This is a genomic window from Actinomadura sp. B10D3 (assembly GCF_039871695.1).
GTDB lineage: Bacteria > Actinomycetota > Actinomycetes > Streptosporangiales > Streptosporangiaceae > Spirillospora > Spirillospora madurae.
In genome coordinates this window covers 104,703-116,417 of the sequence record NZ_JBDPLY010000002.1, presented here as the reverse complement: position 1 = coordinate 116,417, position 11,715 = coordinate 104,703, and the positions used below count along the sequence as shown (strand labels likewise).

Annotated in this window: 10 protein-coding genes; all 10 read right to left on the bottom strand. The window is 71.0% G+C overall.

All coding sequences use genetic code 11. From position 1 onward, the window contains the following. Positions 1-3 precede the first annotated feature (3 nt). Positions 4-1,422, bottom strand: a complete 1,419-nt coding sequence (locus tag ABGB11_RS03730; protein ID WP_347628793.1) for a cytochrome ubiquinol oxidase subunit I — start codon at positions 1,420-1,422, stop codon at positions 4-6. A 149-nt stretch (positions 1,423-1,571) separates the two neighbouring features. Continuing rightward, positions 1,572-2,441: a serine protease gene (locus ABGB11_RS03725; RefSeq protein ID WP_347628791.1), complete on the bottom strand. Its 870-nt coding sequence runs from the start codon at positions 2,439-2,441 to the stop codon at positions 1,572-1,574. 53 nt (positions 2,442-2,494) lie between these two features. Continuing rightward, positions 2,495-3,778, bottom strand: a complete 1,284-nt coding sequence (locus ABGB11_RS03720) for a hypothetical protein (protein ID WP_347628789.1) — start codon at positions 3,776-3,778, stop codon at positions 2,495-2,497. Beyond that, complete coding sequence (locus ABGB11_RS03715) at positions 3,778-5,043, bottom strand: ATP-grasp domain-containing protein (RefSeq protein ID WP_347628787.1); 1,266 nt, start codon at positions 5,041-5,043, stop codon at positions 3,778-3,780. The genes ABGB11_RS03720 and ABGB11_RS03715 overlap by 1 nt, the downstream gene beginning before the upstream one ends. Positions 5,044-5,054: 11 nt before the next feature. After that, a complete protein-coding gene (locus ABGB11_RS03710) occupies positions 5,055-6,341 on the bottom strand; it encodes an MFS transporter (RefSeq protein WP_347628785.1) in 1,287 nt (428 codons plus the stop codon). Continuing rightward, entirely contained in the window at positions 6,338-7,606 is a 1,269-nt protein-coding gene (locus tag ABGB11_RS03705) for an ATP-grasp domain-containing protein (protein WP_347628783.1), read from the bottom strand. The genes ABGB11_RS03710 and ABGB11_RS03705 overlap by 4 nt, the downstream gene beginning before the upstream one ends. A gap of 19 nt (positions 7,607-7,625) precedes the next feature. Continuing rightward, complete coding sequence (locus ABGB11_RS03700) at positions 7,626-8,768, bottom strand: hypothetical protein (protein ID WP_347628781.1); 1,143 nt, start codon at positions 8,766-8,768, stop codon at positions 7,626-7,628. After that, positions 8,758-10,197 (bottom strand): iron-containing redox enzyme family protein, encoded by a 1,440-nt coding sequence (locus tag ABGB11_RS03695; protein WP_347628779.1) that lies wholly within the window; start codon positions 10,195-10,197, stop codon positions 8,758-8,760. The genes ABGB11_RS03700 and ABGB11_RS03695 overlap by 11 nt, the downstream gene beginning before the upstream one ends. Further along, on the bottom strand, positions 10,194-11,285 hold the full coding sequence (locus ABGB11_RS03690) for a 50S ribosomal protein L11 methyltransferase (RefSeq protein ID WP_347628777.1): 1,092 nt from the start codon (positions 11,283-11,285) through the stop codon (positions 10,194-10,196). The genes ABGB11_RS03695 and ABGB11_RS03690 overlap by 4 nt, the downstream gene beginning before the upstream one ends. Then, a complete protein-coding gene (locus ABGB11_RS03685; RefSeq protein WP_347628776.1) occupies positions 11,282-11,644 on the bottom strand; it encodes a Rieske 2Fe-2S domain-containing protein in 363 nt (120 codons plus the stop codon). Before ABGB11_RS03685 ends, ABGB11_RS03690 begins: the two co-directional genes overlap by 4 nt. Positions 11,645-11,715 lie beyond the last annotated feature (71 nt).

Sequence of the window (11,715 nt, the reverse complement as noted above, 5' to 3'; positions counted from 1 at the left end):
CCCTCAGTAGGCGAACGCGAGCGAGCGCTCGGAGTCGGAATCGGAGTCGGGGTCGTCGGGCGGCGGAGGCAGCACCTCGGTCTCCGAGGGCGGCCCGGCCTTGGCGTACTTGAGCATCAGGCCCGTCTCGATGACGAGCAGGACGCTGTACAGCGCGGTCAGCGAGATGACCGAGATGAGCATCGACGACGGCGTCACGCCGGGCGAGACGCTCGCGGACGTCTTCATCAGGCCGAACACCGACCACGGTTGCCGACCCATCTCGGTGAAGATCCATCCGGCGGAGTTGCCGATGAAGGGGAGCGCCAGCGACAGCATCCCGATCCGGTACACCCAGGGGCTGGACGGCAGCCGCCCGCGCCGCAGCAGCCACAGCCCGGCCAGGGACACGAGCGCGGTGAGCATCCCGGCCCCGACCATGATCCGGAAGTTCCAGTAGATGACCGGGACGAGCGGCCGGTAGTCGCCGGGCCCGTACCGGGCCTCCTCGGCGGCCTGGACGTCGTTGATGCCCGTGACCTCGCCGTCGAGGGTGCCGGTGGCGAGGAACGACAGGACGCGCGGGACCTTGATCCCGAAGACCTCCTCGTCGCCGTCCAGCGTCCCGACCGTGAAGATCGAGAAGGAGGCGGGCCGCTCGGTCTCGTACAGGGCCTCGGCCGCGGCCATCTTCATCGGCTGCTGCTCGGTCATGACCTTGCCCTGGAGATCGCCGGAGACGGCGACGCCGATCGAGGCGACCGCGGTGACGGCGAGCGCGAGCTTCAGCGACGGCCGGAACACCTCGACGTTCTTGCGGCGGGCGAGGTGCCAGGCGGAGACGCCCGCCATGAACATGCCGCCGGTGACGAAGGCGGCGGTGATGGTGTGCGGGAAGGCGACGAGCTGGGTCGAGTTGGTCAGGACGGCCCAGAAGTCGGTGAGGACGGCGCGTCCGGTCTCCGAGTCGACCCGGTATCCGACGGGGTGCTGCATCCAGGAGTTGGCGGCGAGGATGAAGTACGCGGACAGCAGCGTCCCGACGTGCACGATCCAGATGCAGGCGTTGTGGATGCGCTTCGGCAGCCGGTCCCAGCCGAAGATCCACAGGCCGAGGAAGGTCGACTCGACGAAGAAGGCGAGCAGGCCCTCGATGGCGAGCGGCGCCCCGAAGATGTCGCCGACGAACCGGGAGTAGTCACTCCAGTTCATGCCGAACTGGAACTCCTGCACGATGCCGGTGACGATCCCCATCGCGAAGTTGATCAGGAAGAGCTTGCCCCAGAACTTGGTGGCCCGCAGGTAAGCGGTCTTGCCCGTGCGCAGCCACGCCGTCTCCAGCACCGCGACGAGCGCGGACAGCCCGATCGTCAGCGGGACGAACAGGAAGTGGTAGACGGTGGTGATCCCGAACTGCCACCGTGCGATGTCGACCGAGTCCATGGCGCGTGCCTCTCCGGCTCACTACTACAAGCTGTAGTACTACATCCTGTCAGACATACTACGAGCTGTAGTACTACATGCCGTGGTTAGTTCCCTCACAGCAAAGGCCCGCGGCCGGCCGGGCCGCGGGCCTTGCAGGGGAAGGGGCGTCAGCCGCGTGGAACGAGGCAGCCCGGACGGTCGTAGTCGATCACGCTGCCGGGGGCGATGCAGGCGGCCAGGATGTCGGTCTGCTGGCCGTATCCGATGCCCTCGTGCACCGTGATGTTCCCCGCCTCGTCGACCTCGCACGGGTTGTTCAGGGTGCAGCGCTCACCGTTCTCGTTCATGGTGTTGTTGGCGCCGACGACCTTGCCGGACGCGGCGTCGACGACCGGTGATCCCGACGTCCCGCCGATCGTGTCGCACTCGGGCGTGTAGCGCAGCGAGTCCTTCCACGTCCAGTCGGCCTCGCGGACGCGGTGGGCGAAGCCGTCGAGGCGGCAGGAGTAGATGCGCCTCCAGTAGCCGGAGACGACGCGCAGGTCGATCCCGGCCGCCGGCCGCTCCAGCGACAGTTCGAGCGCGGGGACGCCGTACGACTGCTGGATGTTCGCGTAGCTGGTGTTCAGCTTGTACAGGGCCACATCGGTGTCGGTCATGGTCGCGTACACCATCGTCGTCGCGCGCAGGGTGCCGAGCGACCCGCTGCCACTCGGATCGAGCAGCGTGAACGTGCGCTGGGACGCCCGGTTGGTGATCACCTGGCCGGCGCCGGGCATGCCGCCCTCGTAGCAGTGCCCGTTCGTGAGCACCAGCGCCGGGTCGCTGTCGGCGGCGCCGGGGACGCGCACGAGGGAGCCCGAGCAGTTGCTGAGGGCGACGATCCCGGTGAAGTCGACGTCGGCCCTGGCCTGGGCGGGAGCGGCCTGGGCGGGAGCGGCCTGGGCGGGAGCGGCCGACGCGGTGGACGGTCCGGCGGTGACCGCCGCGGCGCCGAGGAACGCGGCGGCGAGCACGCCGAGGAGACGTCTGTGCATGGCGGGGGGTCCTCTCCTTCGAGGTGGGCAGCGTGATGCTAACCAGGCCGCCCTCAGTAGTGGAAGGCCGAGCTGACGCGGGCTCCTTTCGTGCCGAGGTTGACGACGGATGCTCCGCCGGACGATGGGACGGCCCGGCAGAACGCGCCGCCGTATCCGTCCGGGAAGACGAAGAGCCCCCAGACCGCGAGCCAGTCCTCGACCGCGCCGGTCTCCACGTCCACCACCGGTTCGGTGACCGGGACGACGCGGCGCTGCACGATGTAGTCCCCGCGCAGGCACTCGGCGACCGTTTCGGCCCATTCGCGGTCGGTCTGGTCCCAGCCGGCGCGGATGCCGCGGCCCGACAGCCCGGCGACCGGCTTCAGGATCAGCTGGTCCCGCTCGGCGTGCACCTGGTCGACCAGGTCGGGGCCGAGGGTGCGCGTCCACGGCAGGATCCGGTCGATCAGCGCGTTCTCGGCCGGTGACAGCTCCGCCCGCATGTCCGGGTCGGAGACCAGCGGCAGGCAGCTCTTGTAGGAGAACATCGACGCCGTCAGGGGAGTCCAGAGGACGACCTTGCCGTCCTCGTGGGCGCGCATGATCGTCTCGGCGGGCTCGTCGTTGCGCGGGTCCCGTGCCACCTGGTGGGCGGAGAAGTACCGCAGGATCAGGTCGATGGGACGGCCGTGCATGTATAGGCGTCCGCCCTTCTCCTGGACCTGGTCCACCTCGCCCATGAACAGCTCGATGCCGTACCGCTTCATCGAGTCCTGGAACGACCGGTGGAGCCCGTCGTACGCCGCCATGCCGCCGATCGCCTCCAGCGTGGCGACGACGGGCGCCTCCTTCCCAGTCGCCCGGACGAAGTGGCGCGCGATCTCCCCGGGGGTGTCGACGGTCGAGAGCCCGTGCTCCTCGGCGAACGCGCCGAACTCCTTGTGGGCGAGCAGGCTCCGGTTGGTCTCGCTGATGTCGACGCCGCCCAGCTCGCTGCCGATGTTGAACTCCAGCAGCCGGTACTGGGACCCGTCGTCGTACAGGTCGGCCCGCCCGTACAGGATCGGGTCGCCGTCGAACCGCGTCATCAGCTCGGTGCGCCGCGGGTCCGCGCCGATGGCGGCGCAGAACGCGCGGCGGTCGCCGCCGAACAGCCGGTCGGGCAGGGACGCCATCACCGTGAACAGCCCGGCGAGGTCGTCGGCGGCCCGCCGCGTCCGGGCCTCGGACGAGAAGAGCGGGCGCGACAGCAGGTACTTGCCCCAGGCGTCCGCGAACACGGGCGGCAGCTCGACGTCCGACATGACGTCGCGGAGGGGGCCCGCGCAGGCGTCGATGTACTTCGCGGTGACCATCACTCGGCCCCGTCCGTGTCGACGATCAGGTCCTTCTCGATCTTCCGGATGGCCTCGCGGTCGGCGTGGATCTGCTCCAGGTCCTCGTGGGCGAGGATGATGTAGCCCATCGTCATGCTCGCGAAGATGTCGGTGCTGGCGTGCACGTGGTCGCCGGTGCGCGCCACGGCCACGGGCGAGTGGTAGCTCGGCAGGTCGCGGGCCTGGTCGTAGATCTCGGCGTTCCGCACGATCCCCGTCGAGTGCGACATCAGGAACACGGCCATGACGTTCGTGCGCAGCGTGTAGCCGGGCGGCATCTGCGGCCCGCCCCCGCGGACCAGGTCGATCGTCCGGGTCACCTGGCTCTCCCCGGTCGCGATGTGGGTGACCGCGGGGTTGCCCGCCCCGGACAGCCGCGCGTTGACCTCCAGCAGCCGCGGCCCGTCCGGCGTCATCATGATCTCGGTGTGCGCGGCCCAGTTGCGCAGCCCGACCGCGTCCAGCGCGGCGAGCCCGTAGTCGATCAGCTCGCCGTAGGCGTCCCGGTCGTAGGGCAGCCACTCGACGCTGTCGTAGACCGCGATGCCCTCGCCGAACGGCACCCGCCGGTACTTGATCATGTCGGTGATGGAGTGCCGGCCCTGATGGCTGATCGTGTCGATCGCGTACTCGGTGCCGGTCATCTGCTCCTGGACGAGCACTTGGTCGGCGAGCACGCCGAGCTTGTCGTGCGTGCCGATCATGCCGGCGAACAGCTCGCGCCAGCCCTGCCCGGCCGGGGCGCGGCTCACTCCGACCGTGCCCGCGCTCGCCGGCGGCTTGATGACGAGGTCCGCGCCGGCGAGGCCCTCGCGCTCGATCCACGCGGCGACCTCGTCCGGGTCGGACGTGCAGGTCTGCCGGGGGACGGGCAGCCCGGCCGCGGCGACGGCCTGGTGCATGAGGTACTTGTGGCGGCGGGCGTCCATCAGCGCGGGGTCGTTGGAGAACTCCGGCGCGAGCGCGTCGGTGCAGCGCTGCGCCAGTTCGAGCGCCGCCTCCGCGCCATGGAAGATCGCGATCGGCCGCAGCGCGCCGAGCCGGGCGATCGTCTCGTCCACGTCGCCGTGGTGGTTGATCACCGCGTCGTAGGCGGACGGGTCGTAGGCCGACTGCATCGGGGCCAGGGCCGGGCCGTCGTAGTCCATGACGGCGACCGGGCTGAAACCGGCCTCGCGCAGCGCGGGCGCGAGCAGCGCCGAGGAGCTGAACGGCCGGACGACGGCCACGACGGGCTTATCCATGTTCTTCACCTTCATGTCGATTGATCCGTCGGTTGGGTCGCCGCCATCGCGGGCGCCTCCTCGGGCGCCTCCTGGGCGCGGCGCAGCGACATGCCCGTCCCGGCCAGCACTAGGACGGCCCCGGCCAGCGCGATCGACCCGGTCAGCACCCATACGCCCGAGCCCCACGCGTGCCACGCGGCGATGCCGATCATGGGGCCGATGGCGTAGCCGACGTGCTGCGGGACGGTCGCCGCCGCGATGTAGCGGGCCCGCAGGGCGGGCGGCGCGACGAGCCCCGGGTAGGCCATCATCGACGGCGCCGCGACGATCTCCCCGGCCGTCCACACCACGGTCGCGAACACGAGCATGGCCACCGGGGACGGCCCGGTGTAGGCGAGGTGGCCGATCCCGAGCAGCGCCATGCCGAGCGCCATCGGCAGCCCGATCGGGAGCCGCTGCGTCCACTTCGACAGCAGCACCTCGAGCGTGATCACCATGAACCCGTTGACCGTGAGCAGCGCCGCGTACACCTTCTCGGTGTGGCCGGAGCCGGTGACGTACAGCGGCAGTGCGGCGGAGCTCTGGATGTAGGCGATCGCCGTGACGAACAGGCCGAGTACGACGAGCATGAACCGCCGGTCGGCGAACACCTGCCGGTACCCGGCCCGCTCCCCCTTGCCGGAGTCGCCGGACCGGCGCTCCGGCTCCGGGTTCGAGCGCAGCGCCACGTAGGCGATCACGCCGAACGCCAGCGACGTCGCCGCGTCCACGTAGAACAGCGCGTCGTAGGAGGAGTAGGTCAGCAGCAGCGCGGCGCCGACCGGGCCGACCGTGGTGCCGACGTTGAACGTCAGCCGCAGCACCGAGAAGACGATGACCTGGCGGTCCTTCGGCGTCAGCTCCACGACCCACGCCAGTGCGGCGGGACGGTACGCCTGCGCGGTGAGGCCCGCTCCCCCGGCGACCAGCGCGCCGACCCAGACGTTCGGGACGTGCACGAGCGCCGCCGTCAGCACGGCGGTGCCGGCCATCGCGCCGATGATGGCGCGCCGGTAGCCGAACCGGTCGGCGGCGGCGCCGCCGGCGGCCGATCCGGAGATCCGGCCGACCATCAGCGCGGTCAGCACCACGCCGCTCTCCCACGCGCTGAAGCCCTCGTCCTTCAGGAACAGCACGAGGAACGCGTTGAGGAACGCGGCCAGGTTGATGACCAGGTTGCCGAGGACGAGGATCCGGACCGTCCCGCTCATCTCCCGCAGCGTGGCGAGGATCGTCGGGTGCTCGCCGGACGTCGGGTGCTCGCTGGAGGAGGTCATGGCGCCGGCTCCAGCGGGGTGCCCTCGAACGTGAAGTACCGCCCGGCGTCCGGGATCGCGGCGCGGGTCTCCTTCAGCGTGTTCGCGATCGCGATGACGTAGCCGGTGCGGGCGAGGCCGTGCGGGGGGAGCCGCACGCGTGCGCCCGGCTGTGTCCCGACCTCGACCTCGGCGATCGGCGGGCGCATCAGCTCCGTGTGCGCGGTCGCCGAGGTGACCTCCATGTCGTACGGGGGATAGGCGAACCGGATCGACGCGGCCTTGCGCTCCTTCGGGAACGTGGGCGCCGGGGCCCGCCCGACCGCCACGTCGGCCGCGGCGAGGGGGGCGTCGACGCCGGAGGTCAGCAGCCCGAGGTACGGGATCATCCCGCCGCCCAGCCGGACGTTGATCTCGATGACGTGCCTGGTGCCGTTCGGTGCCAGCTTGAACTCGATGTGGGTGACCCCGTCGGTGAACCCGGCCGCGGCGTGCACCCCGGTCAGCATCGCGTGGAAGCCCGCGTCGAACAGCAGCGGGTCGTTGGCGTCGACGTCATGGCCGATCTCCTCGAACGCCAGGGCGCCGCTGCCGCCGAGGACCTTGTGCGCCACGATCAGCGGCGTGCACTCCCCCTTGAACAGCACGCACTCGACGGAGATCTCCGGGCCTTCGATGAACTCCTCGACGATGACGTAGTCGTCGAACTGGCGGATGCCGCCCATCCGCGTGCCGTCGGTGAGGGCGAACGCGGTGTCCAGGTCCTCCGGCCGCTCGACCTTGCTGAGGCCGAGGCTGCCGCCGAGGTTCCGCGGCTTGACGATGATCGGGTAGCCGATCCCGTCCGCGAACGCGCGGGCCTCCTCAAGCGACGACACGGCGCGGGACGCGGGCTGGGGGTACCCGGCCTTCGCCAGCGCCGCCCTGGTGGCGGCCTTGTCGCGGCACAGCGCCACCGCGTCCGGGTCGAGCACGGGGAAGCCGAGCGCCGCGCTGAGGTGCGCGGACGTCTCGATGTAGACCTCGTCGTAGCAGAACACCCCGGCGACCTCGTGCTCGCGGGCCACCTCGCGCGCCGCCGCCGTCAGCTTGTCCAGGTCGAGGCAGTCGACGACGGTGTGCCCGACGATGTAGGGGTCCTCCCAGGTGACGTGGGACGGGTTCAGCAGCCAGAGCCGGTAGCGCGCCGACACCGACTCCAGGATGTACCGGCGGTACACCCAGTAGCTGCTCGCGACCAGCAGGAGGAGCGGACGCTCGTCGCCCGCCCGCGCGTCGTACGTCATACGGGACCTCGATCGGCTGTCAGGAGAAGTAGTCGTCGAGCCCGCCGCGGCGGCGGACGTCGAGGGTGGCGCAGTGGAAGCCGCCGCCGAAGGTGTTGACCGTCCGGAACGGGACGGGGATGGGGGTGAAGCCCTCCTTCTCCAGCAGCCGCAGCAGCTCGGTCTCCTGCGCCTCGACGAAGATGCGGTCCTGGTCGAGCATCAGGGTGTTCATCGCGATCCAGCGGCTGCAGAAGTACATCGTCTGGTCGGCGGGGATGGCGGGCTCGGGGCAGACCAGCACGTCCCAGCCGGCGAACATCTCCGGCAGCTCCGGCACCCGCTCGGGGTTGATCAGCACCCGGCCGGGGCGGAGCGGGACGAACGTGGCGTTCAGGTGCATCGGGTGGTCGTCCATGAACGCGACCTCGTGCACCCGGAACTCGCCGCCGAGGAGCCGCCGCACCCACTCGATGCCGAAGCGGTTGGTGACGTGGCTGCGCTGGACGAGGATGTCGCGGCCGAACCGCATGAAGTCGCCCGCGTCCACGATCGGCTCGAACTCGGTGATGACCGATGCCGCGTCCGGGAACCATTCTTTTCCGGGGGGTGCGGGGGGTCGTCCCCCCACAGGAGCGAGGTCGTCGGGGGACGGGGTGTCGGGCTTGGCGGCGGCGTAGTCCGGGTTGTACGCCTCGTCCGTGAGCTGTGGTTTCGGGGCGGCGACCCAGCGGGCACCGCGGCGGAAGTAGTCCTTGAAGATCGTCCGGAACGGGTGGGTGGCGAAGTAGTACGACCGCCAGCCCATCGTCGCCTCGACGATCTGGTCGCCGGCGATCAGCGCGATGTCGCGGGGGAAGGTGTGCGACGACCCGCCGGTGGACGTCCAGTCGGCCGTGCCGAAGGAGCGGGACTGGTCGACCGGGTCGGGCCGCCGGACGGTGACGCCCTCGCCTTCGAGGATCGCGACGAATCCGTCGAGCTCCTCGCGGGCGGCCTCGATCTGCTCCGCCGGGAAGGCGCCGCCGCCGTTGCGGCGGTAGAAGTCCCACGCCTCGGGCGGCACGGTCGCCTCGATCGCCGGATGCCACGGCGGGACGGCGGCGCCGTCGATCACTCCGACGATCACCTCTTCGAGCGGGTCCCACTCGTTGTACGAGCCGACCGGGAATTCATGCGGCATTCCGGGAGGTCCTTTCGACGGTTCGTGCGGTCACGCGAGCCTCGGGGGAGGCGGCCTTCAGCCCGTGCAGGCGGCCCCGCGGCACCAGCAGCACGTCGCCGGTCCCGAGCCGGTGCGGGGTCTCGGTCGCCCAGGCGTGGACGTCGACCTCGCCGGCGGTGACCTCGACGAGCGTGTCCGCGTCGTGCACGCCGGTGCTGAACGGGCCGCCGGCGCGCAGCGTGGTCGTCACGGCGTCGTCCCGCGCCGACGACGCGAGGGCGGCGCCCTGCTCGGTGTGCTCGTCGAGCGTGTCGGCCCAGGCGATCTGCGCGCGGAAGTCGGCGTCGCCGAGGTGCAGCAGCAGCTTGGTGTCCTCGATGCCGCGCACCAGCTCGGGGATGACCAGCTCGCCGTGCGTGCGGGCCAGGCCGAGCAGCAGGTTCTCGTAGGTCATCCGCCCGTGGTGGACGTCGATGTGGGCGTGCTCGTCGCAGTACTTGGCGTTCACGCGGTCGCCGTAGACGGCGCGGAGCATGGCGCCCGTGTCGGCGAACCCCTGCGCGAACAGCCACTCCAGGTACGTCACCGCGGCCATGTAGCGGAACATGCCGCGGTGGTCCTCGGTGAGCCAGTTGAAGTAGTTCACCCCGACCAGGGAGCTGGTCAGGTAGAAGTTCCAGTAGGCGTGCAGGTCGGTGCGCAGCCCGACGCTCGCCAGCATCTCCTTGAAGATCGTGCTGTGCTTGGCGCCGTAGACCCCGTACCCGAACTCGTCGTTGAAGATCTTGAAGAGCTCGGACTGCTCGACGCCGTACGACCCGCCGAGGTTGCGCGCCATCGCCGACGCCTCGGTCAGCGCGTCCAGCGCGAGCTGGATCAGGTGCAGCGCCGCCGCCTCTTCCGGGTGCCGGCACTCGGTGATCGCCCGCATCGTCCCGGTGAGCGGGGCGGCGGCGTCGACGGCCGGATTGTTGCCGGACGCGTCCGCGGGGGCGCCGGCCCCGCCCACCTCGGCGAGGAAGTACGCCTGGAGCTCGTCCAGCGTCCGCACCGGGCGGACGGTGACGGCGTCGTCCAGGAAGGAGAACGCGTACCGCTCCAGGCCGGGCCGGACGGTGTCGCGCAGCGCCCGCACCTCGTCGCTGTAGAACAGGTCGAAGTCGTCCTTGGCGGAGGCCAGCCCGGCGGCCGGCAGCAGGATCATGTCGCTCTCGTAGGCGTTGCAGAGGACGCGCCCCGCGATGAGCTGGCCGCTGCCGAGGAACTCGGCCGCGGTCGCCGGGACGGAGAAGTCGCGGTCGCCCACGCCCGGCGGACCGATCGGCCGCCGGAACGGGTTGCCCTCGATGAACACCTCGGGCCCTGGCCGGAAGATGCGCTGCGCGCAGTACTCCGCGAGAGCACCGTTCGTCGTGCTCGTCGTCGTGCTTGACGTCGTGATGGTCATGACACCGCCTCGTGTCCCGCGTGGGGGAACGACCCCGCACGCTCCCCGTTGAGCACCGTGAAACGGACGTACTCCCCGTCGTGGGCCGCCTCCAGCAGGACGGGCTCGTCCGGCTGGACGTGCACCGGGACCGGCAGGCACTGGATCGCCTGCTTCCAGTGCGCCCGGTCCCCGGGCGCGTTGCCGATCACGATCCCCGGCAGCAGCTCCATCTCGAACCAGAACGCGATCGCGTGCAGCTTCCCGGCCGCCGTCGGCCGGACGCGCAGCTCGGTGCGCTGCGGGCGCGCGTCCGCGGTGGAGAAGTCGAAGTCGAACACCGTCAGCGGGTCCGAGAGCGTCCGGTGCTCGTGCCGGAGCAGCCGCGAGTCGAAGTACTCCAGCGTGGACAGGCCGTTGAACGGCGCCAGGTCGAACCCGTACAGCTTCCCGACGTGGTTCTTGCGGTGCAGCGGCTCGCTCTCGACGAGCGTCGCGATGATCCGGCCCCGCGACGGCATGATCGTCGCGTCCGGGGCGAGCAGGTGCTCGCGGGCGTGCGCGATCGTGCCCAGGATTCCCTCGCCGAGCAGCCCGCAGTCGACGATCTCGGTGACCAGCAGTCCGGCCCGCCGCGGGAGGTCCTCCGGCACCGTCATCCGGGTGGACATCTTCGGCACCACGGTGACCGCGTCGTCGTACCCGGCGACGCGCACGACCCGCGACGTCGTCTCCGCGACCGACGGCTGGCCCTCGCACGCCACGACCTGCCGCGCCCCGGCGCGCGCCGCCATCATCGCCAGCAGGCCCGAGCCGGCGCCGATGTCGAGCACCAGCGCGTCCGGGTCGGCCGCCACCGCGCGCCGGATCGCCTTGTCGTACAGCTCGGCGCGCTCCTCGTCGTGCAGCATCTCCCAGTGCCAGCGCGGGACGGCGCGGCGTACGGCGCGGTTCCGGCCGATCCGCGCCTCCTCGTTGTCGCCGTCCAGGCCGAGGATGAGCTCGAACGCCCGCGCGGCGTCCTCGTACCGGCCCTGGTGATGCAGGTCGCGGCCCCAGCGGATGAACTGGTCGAGTTCCGGCTCGCTTCGCATGTCGGTGGTGTTCATCGGCACTCGGCCCCCTCGTCGCGGGTCGGGTCGGGCGGCAGGTTGGCGAGGATCTCCTTGCGCGCGAGCGAGACGGGGGCGTCGCCGTCCGGAAGCACGACGAGCGCCTCGTCCCCGCTGCGCACCATCGGCAGGCAGGACCGCTTCACGGCCGCGACGCCCACCTTGGTGCCGTGCCACGGGCAGCTCAGCCGCCGCCCGTCGGGGGTGCGGCGGGCCAGGCTGAGCGGCCCGCCGCGATGGGGGCAGTGGTCGCGGACGAGCAGGGCCCGTCCGTCCGAGTGCAGGACGAAGTAGCGGTCATGGCCGACCATCACGGTGTTGTGCCGGCTCAGATCCATCACGATGACGCGGGCCATCGGCTCCTCTTCGGGTTCGGGCGCAGCCGGTGACGGGCGGGGTCGGCACTGGGCATGGCGCGTGCAGGCGG

Coding starts and splice junctions, on each gene's coding strand:
- ABGB11_RS03730 (WP_347628793.1), bottom strand. CDS start 1,422: ATGGACTCGGTCGACATCGCACGGTGGCAGTTCGGGATCACCACCGTC.
- ABGB11_RS03725 (WP_347628791.1), bottom strand. CDS start 2,441: ATGCACAGACGTCTCCTCGGCGTGCTCGCCGCCGCGTTCCTCGGCGCC.
- ABGB11_RS03720 (WP_347628789.1), bottom strand. CDS start 3,778: ATGGTCACCGCGAAGTACATCGACGCCTGCGCGGGCCCCCTCCGCGAC.
- ABGB11_RS03715 (WP_347628787.1), bottom strand. CDS start 5,043: ATGGATAAGCCCGTCGTGGCCGTCGTCCGGCCGTTCAGCTCCTCGGCG.
- ABGB11_RS03710 (WP_347628785.1), bottom strand. CDS start 6,341: ATGACCTCCTCCAGCGAGCACCCGACGTCCGGCGAGCACCCGACGATC.
- ABGB11_RS03705 (WP_347628783.1), bottom strand. CDS start 7,606: ATGACGTACGACGCGCGGGCGGGCGACGAGCGTCCGCTCCTCCTGCTG.
- ABGB11_RS03700 (WP_347628781.1), bottom strand. CDS start 8,768: ATGCCGCATGAATTCCCGGTCGGCTCGTACAACGAGTGGGACCCGCTC.
- ABGB11_RS03695 (WP_347628779.1), bottom strand. CDS start 10,197: ATGACCATCACGACGTCAAGCACGACGACGAGCACGACGAACGGTGCT.
- ABGB11_RS03690 (WP_347628777.1), bottom strand. CDS start 11,285: ATGAACACCACCGACATGCGAAGCGAGCCGGAACTCGACCAGTTCATC.
- ABGB11_RS03685 (WP_347628776.1), bottom strand. CDS start 11,644: ATGGCCCGCGTCATCGTGATGGATCTGAGCCGGCACAACACCGTGATG.